Annotated in this window: 16 protein-coding genes; 7 read left to right on the top strand and 9 right to left on the bottom strand. The window is 37.0% G+C overall.

Translation table 11 applies throughout. From position 1 onward, the window contains the following. Positions 1 to 5 precede the first annotated feature (5 nt). The 4 genes from EL194_RS01940 to EL194_RS01925 all read right to left on the bottom strand — a co-directional run bounded on the left by EL194_RS01940 (position 6) and on the right by EL194_RS01925 (position 5,809). Complete coding sequence (locus tag EL194_RS01940; protein WP_003774734.1) at positions 6 to 986, bottom strand: alpha-ketoacid dehydrogenase subunit beta; 981 nt, start codon at positions 984 to 986, stop codon at positions 6 to 8. Between the two features lies 1 nt (position 987). Further along, positions 988 to 2,085 carry a thiamine pyrophosphate-dependent dehydrogenase E1 component subunit alpha gene (locus EL194_RS01935; RefSeq protein WP_003774732.1) on the bottom strand — a complete coding sequence of 366 codons (1,098 nt, stop codon included), beginning with the start codon at positions 2,083 to 2,085 and terminating at the stop codon, positions 988 to 990. 231 nt (positions 2,086 to 2,316) lie between these two features. Next, the gene (locus tag EL194_RS01930) at positions 2,317 to 4,080 is read right to left on the bottom strand and encodes an ABC transporter ATP-binding protein (RefSeq protein ID WP_003774730.1); all 1,764 of its coding nucleotides are present in this window, start codon (positions 4,078 to 4,080) and stop codon (positions 2,317 to 2,319) included. After that, positions 4,067 to 5,809, bottom strand: a complete 1,743-nt coding sequence (locus EL194_RS01925; protein ID WP_003774728.1) for an ABC transporter ATP-binding protein — start codon at positions 5,807 to 5,809, stop codon at positions 4,067 to 4,069. Before EL194_RS01925 ends, EL194_RS01930 begins: the two co-directional genes overlap by 14 nt. 81 nt (positions 5,810 to 5,890) lie before the next feature. Between EL194_RS01925 and EL194_RS01920 the strand changes: the two genes are divergently transcribed. Together EL194_RS01920 and EL194_RS01915 are read left to right on the top strand one after the other, a co-directional pair. After that, positions 5,891 to 6,718, top strand: a complete 828-nt coding sequence (locus tag EL194_RS01920; protein ID WP_003774725.1) for a MerR family transcriptional regulator — start codon at positions 5,891 to 5,893, stop codon at positions 6,716 to 6,718. 21 nt (positions 6,719 to 6,739) lie between these two features. Beyond that, on the top strand, positions 6,740 to 6,988 hold the full coding sequence (locus EL194_RS01915; protein WP_126345102.1) for a hypothetical protein: 249 nt from the start codon (positions 6,740 to 6,742) through the stop codon (positions 6,986 to 6,988). Between the two features lie 27 nt (positions 6,989 to 7,015). Here EL194_RS01915 and EL194_RS01910 read toward each other — a convergent pair whose 3' ends face one another. The 3 genes from EL194_RS01910 to EL194_RS01900 are packed head-to-tail and all read right to left on the bottom strand — an operon-like array spanning position 7,016 to position 10,439. Next, positions 7,016 to 7,516, bottom strand: coding sequence for a GNAT family N-acetyltransferase (locus EL194_RS01910; RefSeq protein ID WP_003774723.1), 501 nt, complete (start codon positions 7,514 to 7,516; stop codon positions 7,016 to 7,018). Positions 7,517 to 7,531: 15 nt separating this feature from the next. After that, on the bottom strand, positions 7,532 to 9,079 hold the full coding sequence (locus EL194_RS01905) for a YfcC family protein (RefSeq protein ID WP_003774720.1): 1,548 nt from the start codon (positions 9,077 to 9,079) through the stop codon (positions 7,532 to 7,534). A gap of 28 nt (positions 9,080 to 9,107) precedes the next feature. Further along, on the bottom strand, positions 9,108 to 10,439 hold the full coding sequence (locus tag EL194_RS01900; RefSeq protein ID WP_003774718.1) for a Sapep family Mn(2+)-dependent dipeptidase: 1,332 nt from the start codon (positions 10,437 to 10,439) through the stop codon (positions 9,108 to 9,110). Between the two features lie 169 nt (positions 10,440 to 10,608). Between EL194_RS01900 and EL194_RS01895 the strand changes: the two genes are divergently transcribed. The 4 genes from EL194_RS01895 (at position 10,609) to EL194_RS01880 (ending at position 12,548) form a co-directional block, all read left to right on the top strand. Next, positions 10,609 to 11,022 carry an NUDIX hydrolase gene (locus EL194_RS01895; protein ID WP_003774716.1) on the top strand — a complete coding sequence of 138 codons (414 nt, stop codon included), beginning with the start codon at positions 10,609 to 10,611 and terminating at the stop codon, positions 11,020 to 11,022. 62 nt (positions 11,023 to 11,084) lie between these two features. After that, entirely contained in the window at positions 11,085 to 11,246 is a 162-nt protein-coding gene (locus EL194_RS01890) for a hypothetical protein (RefSeq protein WP_003774714.1), read from the top strand. A 106-nt stretch (positions 11,247 to 11,352) separates the two neighbouring features. Then, positions 11,353 to 11,526 (top strand): hypothetical protein, encoded by a 174-nt coding sequence (locus EL194_RS08545; protein ID WP_164762397.1) that lies wholly within the window; start codon positions 11,353 to 11,355, stop codon positions 11,524 to 11,526. Between the two features lie 158 nt (positions 11,527 to 11,684). Continuing rightward, positions 11,685 to 12,548: an IS3 family transposase gene (locus tag EL194_RS01880; protein WP_126345100.1), complete on the top strand. Its 864-nt coding sequence runs from the start codon at positions 11,685 to 11,687 to the stop codon at positions 12,546 to 12,548. 60 nt (positions 12,549 to 12,608) lie between these two features. Here the strand turns inward: EL194_RS01880 and EL194_RS01875 are convergent, their stop codons facing one another. Both EL194_RS01875 and EL194_RS01870 read right to left on the bottom strand, forming a co-directional pair. After that, positions 12,609 to 12,977 carry a hypothetical protein gene (locus EL194_RS01875; RefSeq protein WP_003774709.1) on the bottom strand — a complete coding sequence of 123 codons (369 nt, stop codon included), beginning with the start codon at positions 12,975 to 12,977 and terminating at the stop codon, positions 12,609 to 12,611. A 173-nt stretch (positions 12,978 to 13,150) separates the two neighbouring features. Beyond that, positions 13,151 to 13,717, bottom strand: coding sequence for a DNA-3-methyladenine glycosylase I (locus EL194_RS01870; protein ID WP_003774707.1), 567 nt, complete (start codon positions 13,715 to 13,717; stop codon positions 13,151 to 13,153). A 224-nt stretch (positions 13,718 to 13,941) separates the two neighbouring features. Between EL194_RS01870 and EL194_RS01865 the strand changes: the two genes are divergently transcribed. Continuing rightward, positions 13,942 to 14,844, top strand: a complete 903-nt coding sequence (locus tag EL194_RS01865) for a LysR family transcriptional regulator (protein WP_003774705.1) — start codon at positions 13,942 to 13,944, stop codon at positions 14,842 to 14,844. The last annotated feature ends 484 nt before the right edge of the window (positions 14,845 to 15,328 follow it).

Here is a 15,328-nt window from a genome sequence, read left to right as displayed (position 1 = left end):
TCCTCCTAATATTCCTGTACTAATTTACGTGCTGATGTAACGATATCCTGTGCATTGGGTAACCAAATTTGTTCCACTTGTGGTAAAGGATATGTTGTATCGGGCGCTGTTACACGTGATACAGGAGCTACAAGGTCTAAGAAGAAACGTTCACTGATTTCAGACATAACATGACTCGCTACCCCTGCAATACGTTGTGCTTCTTGAACAACCAATACACGTCCTGTTTTTGAAACAGATGTTCCGATTGTTTCCATATCTAAAGGTGCAATGGTACGTAGGTCAACAACTTCAACGCTAATGCCTTCTTCCGCAAGGATATCTGCAGCTTTACGTGCCTCCACCACCATCGCTCCATATGAAACAATTGAGATGTCTGTTCCTTCACGAACAATATTTGCTTTATCAAGCGGTACTTCATAAATCCCTTCAGGTACTTCTACTTTTTCACCACGATACAGTTTCAAGTGTTCTAAGAACAACACAGGGTCATTACTTTTAATGGATGAAATTAAGAGTCCTTTCGCATCATAAGGGTTTGATGGAACTACAACCCGCATCCCAGGCATTTGTGCAATCATTCCCTCATAACTATCTGAGTGAATTTCAGGAGTTGCGACACCACCACCGTAAGGACTACGAATCGTAATCGGTGCAAATAATTGACCTTCGGTACGGTAACGCATACGAGCCATTTGGTTGGTAATGGAGTCAATTGCTTCTGTAATAAATCCAAAGAATTGAATTTCAGGAAGCGGTCTAAATCCTTCAACACCTAAACCGATTGAAAGCCCTAAGATTCCCGATTCCGCAAGCGGTGTATCAAAAACACGATCTTCTCCAAATTTTGCTTGAAGACCATCGGTAGCACGGAAAACCCCTCCGTTTTTCCCAACATCTTCTCCAAAAATTAAAACTTTTTCATCATTTTCAAGCATTACTTCAAGTCCATCCGTAATTGCTTCTACCATATTCTTAACAGCCATCTTATGCGTTCTCCTTTTCTACATAAAGATCGTATTGCTCTTTAATTGAAGGTGGCATCACTTCATACATATTTGCCAGGTATTCTGATATTTTTTGTTTAGGAAGTTTACGTGACGCATCCAATGCATCTTTAACTTCAATTTGTGTTTTCTCGATAATTGCTGCTTCTTGTTCTTCAGACCAAAGTCCTTTTTCAGTTAAGAACTTACGCATACGAATGAGTTGATCTTTTGGTAACCATGAATCAACGAGTTCGTTTTCACGGTAACGACGTGGATCATCACTTAATGTATGAGGTCCATAACGGAATGTTAAGAACTCAAGAAGTACGGGTCCATTTCCCGCAACAGCATATTCACGTGCTGCTTTTGTTGCTGCATAAACTGCGAAAGGATCCATACCATCTACAAAGAGATGTGCAATCCCTACCCCAATCCCTTTTTGGGATAGTGTCGCAGATTTTGTTTGGAAACTACGTGGTACAGAGATTCCAAATCCATTATTTTGAGCGATAAAGATTACCGGTGCATCGTAAACTCCCGCAAAATTTAATCCTTCATAGAAGTCCCCTTGTGATGTCCCACCATCACCTATATAAGTCATTGCGACATTTTCTTTTTTGTTTTTCTTAAGCCCTAAACCAACTCCTGCGGCTTGGATAATTTGTGCTCCAATAATAACTTGAGGTGGAAATGCTTTGATTGAATGATCGTATGCGAATCCATCTGTATGACCGTTGTACCAGTTCATCGCTTGACGTGTTTCAATTCCATGACGAATCAATGGTGGCACATCACGATATGTTGGTAATAACCAGTCTCCCTCTTGTAATGCGTATTGACTGATTAGTTGTGCTGCTTCTTGTCCTTCAGTTGGTGGTAGGTTTCCGATAATTCCTTGTCGGCTCAGGATGCTTACACGATTGTTGTATTCACGTCCCCAAACCATAACCTCCATCATTTCAACCATCTGTTCATCAGTTAACTCTGGAAAGTAATCTTTATTGACGATTTTCCCGTTTTCGTCCATAATTTGGAACAACTTAGGCTCCGTATTCGTTTCCTTTAGAATCTTCTTGTAATCTATTACTTTTGTCATATTGTGCCCTTTCTATGTTTTGACATCTTCCCGGTGTCGGGATGATCAAAAATAAATATACAAAGAATGATAGCGCTATCATTACTTGACTCCATTATAGGCCGATAACGCAGAGCCGACCAATACAACGTTTTTATGCCTATAAATTATTTTTATATTGTCACAAAATATAATTTATAGGCATAAAAAAAGACTGCTGACATCACGGTCAACAGCCTATATATTTATTTCTTATTCTTGGTCATCTGTGAATTGACTGTTATAAAGATCTGCATAAAAGCCACCTTTAGCCATCAAGTCATCATGATTTCCCATTTCAATAATATTCCCATCTTTAACAACAAGAATCTTATCTGCATTTTTAATGGTTGAAAGTCGGTGCGCAATCACAAAACTTGTGCGACCTTTCATCAATTCAGCCATCGCTTCTTGAATCATTGCATCAAGTCGTGTATCAACAGAACTGGTTGCCTCATCAAGAATTAAGATTTTCGGATCACTTAACAGTGCTCGTGCAATCGTAATTAATTGTTTTTCTCCATTTGAGATATTTGAGGACTCTTCATTTAAAACCATGTCATAACCATTTGGTAAGGTTGTGATAAAGTGGTGCACATTGGTTCGTTTCGCTGCATCGATGATTTCTTCATCGGTTGCATCCGGTTTACCGTAGGCAATATTTTCTTTAATTTTTCCACTAAAGAGCCATGTGTCCTGAAGGACCATTCCAAACAGTGAACGAAGATCATCACGTTTCATATCACGAATGTCGATTCCATCAATTTTAATCGATCCGTCATTCACATCATAGAAACGCATCAGGAGGTTAATAATCGTTGTTTTCCCAGCACCTGTTGGTCCTACAATCGCAACCATTTCTCCTGGCTTAATTTCAACGGATAAATCTTGAATAACTGCTTTTTCACCGTATCCAAAATAAACATTTTCAAATGAAACCGATCCCTCATAATCATCAATTTTAATCGGATTTTCGATATCATAGACATCATCCGGTTCTTCTAAATACTCAAAGACACGATCCATCGCCGCAATAGACGCTTGGATGGTTGGAGCCATTTGGGTAATTTGTGACAAGGGTTGGTTAACTTGCCAGATATAACGAATAAAGGCTTGTAAAGCCCCTACAGCCATAGCACCTTCGATAATACGGATCGCACCCATGTAAACTGCAAGTGCAATCGCAATATACGTAATCATCGAAACACTTGGTGTCATTAAACCCGAGAAAAAGTTTGCTTTAAATCCATTTTCGCACAATTCTTCATTGGCTTTACGGAAATCTGCCGTCGCATTTTCTTGATAGTTATACAGTTTAATTTCATTAAAACCCGTAAATTTCTCTTGAACTACCGAGAACATGTTCCCTAAAACTTCTTGTTGTCGGGTAAAGAGTATTTGTGAACGTTTCATAATAAAACGGGCAACAAGAATACTTAATGGAATAATTGCGATCCCGACAAGTGCCATCGTAAAATCAATGGAAATCATAAGGATGACCGCAAAAATAATTCCAAGTACAGCCATCACGACTTGCGCAAAAGACTGTTGGAGTGCACCCGATAACGCTTCAATATCCGTAGACATACGCGCCATTAAATCCCCAGCTGAGTGTTTATCAAAATAACTAACAGGGAGTCGTTCCATTTTCTTCTTAACTTCCATACGCATATCATAAACAGCTGATTGAATTGCATCTGAAATTAAATATTGAAGAAATAAACGCGATAATGCATTGGTAACATAAATTACAAATAGAATACTAATAATGCGAATAATCACATCAAACTGAATGTGAGCACCTGCTACATTTAAACTGATATCTTTCACATCACTTGCAAGCTGAGTCGTCACAAACCCTTCAATCATCGGCGCAGCAGCCGTTAAGATTGCCGCTACAAGAAGACATAAGACAGCTCCTGTAAGTTTGAGTTTATAAGGTTTTAGAAAACGCCAGAGTTTTTTATAACTTTTCATACTTTGCCATCTCCTTTTCACTGAATTGAGACTCTGCAATTTGAATATAAATTGGACAATTCTTAATTAATTCTAAATGAGTCCCTTGTCCAACAATTTTTCCTTCATTCAACACAATAATGCGATCTGCATCCACAATCGAACTAATTCGTTGTGCGACAACCAACATAATTGCATCTTTTGTTTCTTCTTTTAAATTCTTACGAATTAACGCATCCGTTTTATAATCAAGCGCTGAGAAACTATCATCAAAGATATAAATCTCAGGTTTACGTACAAGCGCACGCGCTATACTTAGACGTTGTTTTTGTCCACCGGATACATTGGATCCGCCTTCACTGATCCATTCATTATATTTATCAGGTTTTTGTTCAATGAAGTCCTTAGCGGATGCAAGTTCTGCACTTTCTTCAACTTCATGATCATCTGCAGATTCTTTCCCATAACGAATATTTTGAGAAATACTACCACTAAAGAGAAGTGATTTTTGTGGAATAAACCCTACTTTATAACGTAAGGAATATAGATCCCATTCGCGAACATCAACACCATTCACCAAGACACGACCCTTAGTCACATCATAAAAACGAACGATAAGATTAATCAGCGTTGATTTCCCTGAACCTGTAGAACCAATAAAGGCTATAGTTTCACCTTTTTTAGCACTAAAGTTTAGATTTTCTAAAACATTCGCTTCACCATCTGGATATGCGAAATCAACATGATCAAAGACAATTGACGTTTCTTCAGATCCTTCATGAACTCCGTTTTCAGGATTCTTAATAATTGGTTCTGTATTCAAGATTTCATCAATACGGCGTGCACTGACTGCAGCTCGAGGATACATGATAAACACAACTGAGAACAAGAGTAATGAGAATAAAGCATGGAATTGATATTCTAAAAAGGCAACAATTGAACCCACTTCTAGCGTTCCTGCTTCAACCATTCCAGATGCTGTCCACATAATGGTTAGTACTGATAATTCTAGGATAAAGAAGAACAGTGGTTCTGCCCGTGACATAACACGGAATAGTTTTTTAGATACATCCGCATAATCTTTATTAATTTTTTGGAAACGTGCTGTTTCGTGTTTATCCTTACGGAATGCACGAATAACACGAACACCGGTTATATTCTCACGGGTTACACGATTCAGTGTATCCATAAGTTTTTGTTGTTTTCGACTTAAGGGTCCGGATAGCTTCCCAACAATGCCTACTACTATAAGGATAAAAGGAACACTTCCCGCCATCACAAGTGCAAGACGTTGATTGGTACGATAAATCATTACCGAACTGAATAAAATCATAAAGGGAGCATGTAGCCCCATACGTAATAACATTTGAACAAATAATTGTAATTGGTATACATCATTAGAAACACGTGTAATTAATGATGATACCCCGATTTCATTATACTCAGAGTGTGAAAATTCTTGAGATTTTTCAAACATATCGTTACGAATATCGCGAGTGATACGTGTAGCAATACGACTCGACGTATAGTTAAGTAAGATTGTCCCCAAACCTCCAAGAATGGCAACTCCAAGGAGCAAGAAACCTTGGCTCTTAATTAAGTCCATATTCTGTGTTCCTACACCCTCATTAATCATGGTTCCCATGATTGTTGGTATTCCCAACTCAACAAGCGCAAAGGCCAGAATTGCGACAATATTTAAAAGAAACAACATTTTATATTTCTTTAAATATCTAATAATTAATCTCATAGTTTTACCTCCTGTACATTTTTTTGCAACTGAACTATAATAAGGTATAAGGTAACCTTATAGTCAAGGAGAAAACGCATAATGAGCATAAAAAAGGATAAACTTACTACCGGTCAATTCGCAAAAATATGCCATGTACCGAAACATGTTTTATTTTACTACGATGAAATCGATTTATTTAAACCGGAATTTACCGATCAAAATGGCTACCGATACTATGCCTATCATCAGTATTATGCTTTTATTGTTATTACATTCCTTAAAGATTTAGGAATGCCACTCACAGATATTAAAGAGTATCTGGATGTTCGTTCCCCCGAGAACCTTACTCATATTCTATCACAAAGAAATCAAAAAATAGATGAACAGATACAGAGATTAAAACTAAGTCAAAGTTTCATAAAACATACACTGGATTTAATGGATTTAGCGGCGCATTCAAACGCTAATGTTTGTGAAGTAAAAGTCCTCGAACCGGAGTCTTTAATTATAAGTAGACAGACCGTAAGCTCAGATCCTCACAGTTTTCTTAAGGCTTACGTTAATTTTTGTATTGATAATGGTATCACCTTTACCAATTACGTGGGGTCAATTACATCAAAGCAAGCTATTCTTGAAAAGCGATACCGTGAATTAGATTACTTGTATGCAATTTCACTGGGTGATTTAGAGCATGTGGAGCTTTACGAGAAACCGGGGGGAACGTATCTTACTTACTATCATCATGGATCTTACGATACCTTATCTATTGGGTATGATGCGATGATAATGTATGCTGATAAACATAATTTTAACCTGGATCAGGCCTTCTTTGAGAAACTGCTTATTAATGAGATAACGGTTAAAACTGAAGATGAGTTTATTATTGAACTTTCCGTTCGTATTCTCAAAGATGACAGTGTAGAATAAGAAGTCAAAGGGGGGATTTCAATGCATCACGAATCTATATTTGATCTCTATCGAGATTATAAGCTTCACATCGCTTTATGTTTCATAATCTTTATGATTACCTTTATCGTACATTTTGTTATACCATTTGGAATTTACTACGATTTTATAAGCAAGACGATTTTTGCTTCTTGGACCATTCCACCATTATTCTTCTTATGTTTTATTTCACTATTACTTTTAAACATTCGAGTTTATCTTACATTCTCGAAAAACAATCGAAGCCACTAAAAAAGACGCTATTCCTAGCGTCTTTTCTTATTTTAACTCTGATTTTAATAAACCATAGCAGAGCACATCGTGATACTTACCATTTCGATAAAGCATTTCACGCATTCGTCCTTCTTCCACAAAGCCCATTTTCTCATAGAGTGCAATGGCACGTTTATTGAAGTCAAACACATGAAGATAAAGGCGGTTGAGATTAAGCCCTTCAAAGCCCCACTCAATGAGTTGAGCCATAATAAGTTTCCCATAGCCTTTACCCCAGTAATCTTTGTCTCCAATAACAATCGCAAGTTCCGCATGACGGTTACGTTGATCAAGATTCATAAATGCGCAGGTTCCAATCGGTTTGTCCCCATCACAGATTACATAAGTCATCCCATCAACCATAATTTGACTCCATGTTTCAACTTCTTCAAAAGACATCGGTCTTAGAAATTGAGACTGATCAAAAATTGCAACCTCAGGGTCATTACGCCATGTGTAATAGGCCGGAATATGTTCTGCTGTGAATTTTTTAAAATTTAAGTTCATGATGTTTTCCTCGTTCTATTTTACAAATCCAACTGCGGAGGCAACGGATATAATAACCGCAGCGATAATTAATAAGACTGATAAAATGCGAAGTGTGAATTTAAGATATTTATCATAAGGAACATTCACAAACTCAAGTGTTCCCATCAGCGTTGCACTTGGATAAATCGCAGCCATAAAGTTAATTCCGGCCACAAAGGCACTGATTAAGATTATTTGACCACCCGATTCCCCAATAGCACTTGCCGCAAACACTGCGGAAGCTACGGCTCCAAGAATTGGCATTGAAATCCCAGCAACACCACTTGTGGATTGAAGGAATACACCAATTAAAACATAAGAAGCAATCGCAAATAAACCAAAGACCCAAGTTGGTACTGCACTTAATGCTCCTGAAATCCAATAGATGAAGGTAATTGACATCCCTTCGCTTGAACTTCCCATAATAATTGCGATACCACGTGCAATTGCAAGCACAACCACAACACCAAATAAATCTTTCATTCCGTCAATAAATACATCTAAGAATTCTGTCTCGGACATTTTATTAATAAATTTGAGTAAGAATGCTCCTAATACAAAGAGGAACGCAAACTCATTAAATCCCCATGTACCGAGTCTGGAAACATGACCTGCTCCCAGAATTGATCCCAATACTGGCACTTTCGCAAGAGCTGTAAATGGACTGTTCACCGCATTCGCAACTCCAACACCTGCAATTTCTTCCCAAGGGAAGTATCCCAGAATGATGACAACTACGATTAGAATTAATACCAACGCTGACCATTTACGTTGTGTCGTGAACTCAGGTAAAGATTCATTTTTATCCACAAGTGTATTCACACCTTCACAATCAGCCAATACTGATTTTTCAGGATTCTTTTTAACACGTGATGCATAACGAATCATTAAAATCGTCCCAACAACATAAAGTGCTAAGAAGATAATTGAACGTAATACAATTCCTGATCCAATTGTAAGATCTGGATTTCCAATTGCGGCAACAGCAGCCCCGGTTGAAAATGGGTTTACAAGACTGGACATATTACCAATTGTTGCCCCGATAAAGAGAACACCCAAACCAGTCATTACATCATATCCCGCAAGAACAAACATTGGCACAATAACAACTGAGAACGCTGTAATTTCTTCCCAGAAGCCAAATGAAGTTCCTAATACAGCAAAAATAAACATCATCACTGCAATTAAGATATTTCCTTCAAAACGCTCTAGAATACGACCAATACCCGCATCCAAAGCGCCGACATGATTTAACACATTTAAGAAACCACCGGCACATAAGATCCCAACAGCAACATCACTTGCTGCTTGAAATCCTTGAATTGGAGCCATTAAGACATCCCAAAATCCAAACGGTCTTAGACCCACACCACGGATAATCTCACCGTGTTCACCAAATGCTGCGTTAAATACAATACTTCCCGCTTCTTTATCAAAAACCGATTGAGGCACAATATAACTCAATATCGCTGTGATAACTAAAGCAAAAAACACGATTGTATAAGACGTAGGCATTTTAAAACGTTTTTTTGTTTCACTCATACTTTTATTTTCCCCTACTAAGTTCTATTTATTCAATAACAAGATTTAAGAATGCTTGCGCATAAACCGCCATCGCAACTTTCATATCTTTAATACTAATGCATTCGTTTGGTTGATGTTCTGTCTTCAACCCTCCAGGTAAAATTGCACCAAATGCTACGACATTATCCATAGCACGTGCATAGGTTGCACCACCACTTGTCTTCGGCTCGGATTCCATATCCCCTGTAACACTTTGATATGCACCCATGAGACTTTGAATAAACTCAGAATCTTTTTCCACATAAATGGATTTTAGATAGTCAAACAATTCCACGACAACAGAATGTGCGTGTGCTGCTTTCTTAAGATTTGTTTCGACTTCTTCTTTTGGATAAGTAACAGGGAAACGAATATCAATTCCAATTTCTTGGATGTTTTCTTTAAAACTTACTTTCCCAACATTAAGCATTAATTTACCCGATACATCATCATAAACGTCACCAAAGATGAGTTTACCATTTGGATCTAAGCATTTTTCCACAATAAAATCGATCATTTCACTGCGTTTTCCCGCTGTATACAATGCATGAGCTAAATGCGTAATTGCATTTTCACCTTGATCGGCAACTTGTGCATGCATCGCTTTACCCGTAACGGTAATCACATCATCCTTAATTTCATAAGGATAACCCAATTCATCCAAGGCTTTCACCACTTCAGGATCAAATGTCGTTGATGCTTCAGCCGGTACTGCATTCAAGGCACCACCACCATTAAATTGAATGTCGGTAATTTGATGTGTTGTGAGAGTAAACTCAATCAACCCTTTTTCCGCATAAATCAATGGGAATGATGAATCTGGTGTAAATCCTTGAGTTGGAAGTTCTTCCTTCGCAACATAAGCATTCATACAACGCCATAAGGATTCTTCATCCGTACCGAAGATAAAGCGAACACGTTGGTTTAAAGATTTCCCTTCATCCAACAACATTTTTAATGCATACATAGCGGCTAAAGTTGGTCCCTTATCATCAGAAGTCCCACGTCCAAACAACATGCCGTCTTTCTCAACCAATTCAAAAGGATTCGTATTCCATGATGCAAGATTTCCGGCAGGTACAACGTCCATGTGTCCCAACACACCAAACATTTCCTCACCTTCACCAATTTCCGCATAACCGTAATAGCCTTCTGGGTCGATAAATGTATTAAAGCCCATTTCCTTCGCAATCGCTAACACTTCTTCAAGTGCTTTTTGGATTTCTTGTCCAAATGGTTTTTGACCTTCTTCGTCAAGAACACTTGCGATGGATACAAGGCGTTCCAAATCACGTTTATAATCTTCAAAAACTGATTCTACTTTTGTATTTAAGTCCATAGATCCTCCTCATTCATTTCAAGTAAGCTTGAAACGTTCTCTTATTATTATACCAAAGAGTGCATGGATAAAGTACCCCTCTCACCGTTTACCCTTGCCCGAACTCGTGATATTCACTCACAAACAATTTAAGATGCGGTATACTTGAAGTAATAACAAGGAGATCCTGATGATACAAAATGAACCCCGTGTTGGCGTAGGTGCCATGATTATGCAAGAAGGTGAAGTCCTGCTTGTTTTACGAAAAAAAAATCCAGAGAAAGATCACTGGAGTTTACCTGGTGGAAAAGTTGAACTCTATGAAACCTTGGAAGATGCGGTAAAACGCGAAATTAAAGAAGAATTAAATCTAGAGATCCAATTGGATCAGCTTTTGTGTGCGACCAATCATATTTTGATTGAAGAAGCCGTGCACTATGTTGCACCAACATATCTTGCGCACATTACCGATGGCAATCCATGTTTAATGGAACCCGACGCATTGGGTGGTATGGGTTGGTTTCCCCTTGATGAATTACCACAGAATCTAACCGTAACGACCGTGAATGCCTTGGACGCATATCTTAAATTTACTAAAAAATGATCGAGTGGATAACGATTTCATAAACCTATGCTTTATAATATATCTATTATGGGAGGGGAACGATGTTAGAAGTATTATTGGAAGTTGTTATCGGATGTATTGCGATTTTCTACGTCGATGCAAAAGAATGGAGCGATACAAAAAAGCAAGTGGTAGCGATGCTTATCTACTGGATTTTAATTGCCTTTATGATTGCTTCCTTAATTTTCTTTTTTGGATCCTAAAAAGACCCACTGTATCGTGGAGTAGTAAACTAAAAGTAGACAAGTAAAAAAGACTTGTCTACTTTTTTTGTGTAATAATAAAATCAAAGATAAAACGGAGGGATTAATGATGGGAAGACCCAAAGGTGGATTAAATAATAAATGGACTTATGAGGATCGCATTAAAGTCGTTACACGTTATACTGATGAACATATAAGTGCTGCGAAACTATCACAAGTCCTAAAGGAACGATTAATGGGTGGATTGATCGATTCATGCGCGATGGTAAAGAGGGTTTAAAAAACAAGAAAAAGACAGGAAATCATTAACTGAGGTCGAACGACTTCAACTCGAAATTCTAAAACGAGATATTGAGATTGCACGATTAAAAAAGGGTACCAGGTGAAAGGAGTTGGTGTAAACAAGGCGTTCGTTACTTTAAAAGACAAGAATTCCAAATAGCATATGACTTATCTTTTAAACATCCGATTACGTTCATTCTTAGATTTATGAATTTGAACCGATCTGGTTATTACAAGTGGTTAAAGCATAAGAATGATCTCAATATTTATGAACAAAAAAGAGCGATTCTTAGCTTTGTGATTAAAGACTGGCATCGCCGTTTTCCAAGTTATGGTTACCATGATATCGCTGCAGTCATGAGAAAGCAAAGTGATTTAGGGTTTAAATTTTCAGATAATTTAATCCACAAGTGCTGCAAGTTTTTAAATATTAAATCAAAAGTTAAACACTATTCCTATAAAAAATCTGGAACACAAAGTCGAATTTATCCCAATATTATAAAGAATCAATGGAAGGCAACAAAACCTTTGGAAATTATTGTTTCAGATATGACACATATTCGAAACAAAGGGATTAATTATGAATGGACCTTAATGGTTGATACCTTCAACAATGAAATTATAAGTTCTGCATTATCGCGTACAACTGGTGATCCTAAGCCTTACTACAAGTGTCTCGAGGATCTCCTTGCGCTACTTAAGGATAATAAAAAAACAGCTCCCACGATTCTTCAAACAGATCAAGGAGCTGTCTACCACTCTAAAGCTTTCGCTAAAGCGCATGAAAATCATAACATAATTAGATCTATGTCGCGAGCTGGAACACCTACAGATAATCCAATTATCGAATCATTAAATGGATGGATTAAAACAGAAATGGCGTGTGATTATCAATACTGGTCCGTAGATAACTTTGAAAGTTTTAGCGAAGAATATGTACATTATTTTAATTTTGAAAGACCTGCTTATTGTTTAAATTACAAAACCCCTATCCAATATAAAATGGATAAGGGTTTCTAGTCTTTTATTAATGTCTACTTATGTTTGACAACTCCACTGTATCGTGGGTCTTTTTCTTGCTTAAGAATTTCGATTATTCCATAAGGATTCTATTCGATTCCAAAGCATATTCCATTTACCAGGAGTACGAAGAGCGCTCTGAACTAGAGTATTAATCCCCTGGATACAATTAGTTGAAATACACCATGAAATTGCAGGTACAATCCATAATGGTATTGCTCTTTTAGATCGACGGTGTGGTTTATCAACACTTGATTGGAATGTTGTGATAGGAATATATTTTTCTAAACTCGTTTCCTCTTCGTTCCATACCTGTGCATTAGTTGGAAATTCAATTACTTCATCTGCTCTAATTTCTGTTGTAAGAACTTGTTCCATGCAAGCAATTGATAGACAAAAAACCAAGATTATAGAAAAAAATCGATTCATGTTTCCTCCTTCAGACTCTATAGTCTTCACTAATATTAAAACACAGAAGAAAGAAATAAATAACTTCCTGTAGTTGTACAACCAAAAAGTGTGGAATACGAGGGATATATGACTAAAAGAAACCTAAATATGTATAGTGTGTAATCTTTTATGAAAATAGCAAAGAACTATTATTAATCAGTCTTTAGTTTTAAAAAACAGTCTTCTAAATGATCATCTACCATGCCCACAGCTTGCATGAGAGCATAAATCGTCGTTGGACCGACAAACTTAAATCCCAGTTTCTTTAAATCTTTACTGATTTGAATTGATAGTGGTGTGGATGCTGGAACTTCTGACATATCATTGTAATGATTGATGATTGGTTTGTAGTCAACATAATGCCATAAAAACTTTGCGAGACTGTCATGAACTTCTGTTAGTTTGTAGTATGCATGCGCATTGGATATTACTGCCTGAATTTTAAGACGGTGGCGGATAATATTCGGATTTAAAACAAGACGTTCTACATCCTCTTCGGTAAAGCGGATAAGTCGTGCCGGTTCGAAATTCGCAAAGGCTTCGCGCATCCCCTCACGTTTCGCAATAATCGTGGTCCAACTTAAACCACTTTGCATACCTTCTAAAATCAACATTTCAAATAAATAGCGATCATCTTCAGATTTACGACCCCATTCTGTATCGTGATACATCATTTCTAAGGGATTACGATTCGCCCACTCGCAGCGTTGTTTTTCCATAAAGACTCCTTTTTCTTTTATTATACCGAAGTTAGCTCAAAAGTGTGTTTATTTGATATTAAGATCGCGAATATTTGTTAGAAAACAACACATTTCACAAGGTTTATATCTTTTCTGATAAAACACTTAAAAATCTGTTTGTGCCATAACAATTACTTATTGGTTGATAAACCAAATCAAGAGCCTTGTGATATAATTATCTAAATTACACAAGGAGAATCCTCATGAATATTAGTTTTTATCGGGCATTTGTAGATGTCGCAAAATATAAAAGCATCACACGTGCTGCGGAACTTGCGAATATCTCTCAACCCGCATTGAGTCAACAAATCAAAGCAATGGAAACCCACCTTGACTGTACGCTTTTTGAACGGACCCACAAAGGGGTGGCGCTCACGGATGAAGGCGAAGTCGTTTTAAAATATGCAACACGATTGATTTCATGTCACGATAAAATGATCAAAGAAGTCGAAAACCTTAAACATGATAAAAATCATCGCATCAATATCATGGCAACACCAATTGTATATGCTTATGCCCTTCCTTGCACCATCCACAGCATTAAAGAAAATTTTGAATCCTATGATTTAGAAATGAAAGCCGCGTCCAGTATTGAAATTGAAAATCAAATTGTAGAAGGAAAGGCAGACATCGGTTTTATCATTGGAACGCCTCTTGATGAATCCCTTTATTGCCGTCCTTTAATTCAAGATCCATACTACCTGGTCGCAAGTACGGATTTAGATGTTCCAGATACCTTAACGGTCGAAGAACTTTATGAATATCAAGTATTGATGTTGAAGAAGTCCCAGAAGTGCCGTCAGTTACTCAGCCAACAACTTGAGAAATGTCATGTTGATGAATCAAGATTACGCATCCCTTATGAATTGGATACAACTGAATCCATTAAAACATCAACCGTGCGTGGATTCGGCCTGGCATTCTTGCCTTACATGTCTATTAAAAAAGAAGTTTATAATAAACAACTTAAAATTATTAAACTTGAAGGATTTGAGTTTATGTCAGAGTACCATCTCATCCGTAAAAATATTACAGACGAAAATATGGAAGAACACCTAGAAATTATGCACTATATTGAAGATCAAGTTGATGCGACGAAGTGTTAGAAAAAGCAGATGAATTCTGCTTTTTCTTTTTTAAAACGTTCACCATGATTAATCCACTTCAATTCAATATACTTTTGGATTATAGAGGGAATGTTTTTCACGAATATTAATTTGATCTTTCAAGAACAGGATAATGCAAGATGTTCCCTTTTATGAATTCTGATTAACTCGGTTCGGTACCAAGTATATTCCAGCGCTTTTACTTTTTTTTCTTAATGACTGTACTATTAAAAATAATGTAGTGAATACTCTATTATGAAATCGTTTCCTTTTTTTCTAAAATACTAGAATTGATTTAAAGAAGAATGTATTCGGGATTTGCGAATCCTTCTTCCAAATGGAACAGAGGGTGATTAAATATGAAGAAAATAATTTCAATAATTAGAACGTTATTAGTTTTGTACACTGCATTAATATTTATGTCAATATATCCAATGCTAATTACGGTCGGTAGTGAATCTTTTGATTTGACGAAATGGTTGGA

Source organism: Erysipelothrix rhusiopathiae (assembly GCF_900637845.1).
Lineage (GTDB): Bacteria > Bacillota_I > Bacilli_A > Erysipelotrichales > Erysipelotrichaceae > Erysipelothrix > Erysipelothrix rhusiopathiae.
This window is presented reverse-complemented; position numbering and strand designations above follow the sequence as displayed.

Bases quoted from the DNA above. Each gene is read 5' to 3' on its own strand.
- EL194_RS01875 (WP_003774709.1), bottom strand. From the start codon at position 12,977: ATGAATCGATTTTTTTCTATAATCTTGGTTTTTTGTCTATCAATTGCT.
- EL194_RS01870 (WP_003774707.1), bottom strand. From the start codon at position 13,717: ATGGAAAAACAACGCTGCGAGTGGGCGAATCGTAATCCCTTAGAAATG.
- EL194_RS01920 (WP_003774725.1), top strand. From the start codon at position 5,891: ATGAGCATAAAAAAGGATAAACTTACTACCGGTCAATTCGCAAAAATA.
- EL194_RS01930 (WP_003774730.1), bottom strand. From the start codon at position 4,080: ATGAAAAGTTATAAAAAACTCTGGCGTTTTCTAAAACCTTATAAACTC.
- EL194_RS01910 (WP_003774723.1), bottom strand. From the start codon at position 7,516: ATGAACTTAAATTTTAAAAAATTCACAGCAGAACATATTCCGGCCTAT.
- EL194_RS01895 (WP_003774716.1), top strand. From the start codon at position 10,609: ATGATACAAAATGAACCCCGTGTTGGCGTAGGTGCCATGATTATGCAA.
- EL194_RS01890 (WP_003774714.1), top strand. From the start codon at position 11,085: ATGTTAGAAGTATTATTGGAAGTTGTTATCGGATGTATTGCGATTTTC.
- EL194_RS01900 (WP_003774718.1), bottom strand. From the start codon at position 10,439: ATGGACTTAAATACAAAAGTAGAATCAGTTTTTGAAGATTATAAACGT.
- EL194_RS08545 (WP_164762397.1), top strand. From the start codon at position 11,353: ATGATGGGAAGACCCAAAGGTGGATTAAATAATAAATGGACTTATGAG.
- EL194_RS01905 (WP_003774720.1), bottom strand. From the start codon at position 9,079: ATGAGTGAAACAAAAAAACGTTTTAAAATGCCTACGTCTTATACAATC.
- EL194_RS01915 (WP_126345102.1), top strand. From the start codon at position 6,740: ATGCATCACGAATCTATATTTGATCTCTATCGAGATTATAAGCTTCAC.
- EL194_RS01865 (WP_003774705.1), top strand. From the start codon at position 13,942: ATGAATATTAGTTTTTATCGGGCATTTGTAGATGTCGCAAAATATAAA.
- EL194_RS01935 (WP_003774732.1), bottom strand. From the start codon at position 2,085: ATGACAAAAGTAATAGATTACAAGAAGATTCTAAAGGAAACGAATACG.
- EL194_RS01940 (WP_003774734.1), bottom strand. From the start codon at position 986: ATGGCTGTTAAGAATATGGTAGAAGCAATTACGGATGGACTTGAAGTA.
- EL194_RS01925 (WP_003774728.1), bottom strand. From the start codon at position 5,809: ATGAGATTAATTATTAGATATTTAAAGAAATATAAAATGTTGTTTCTT.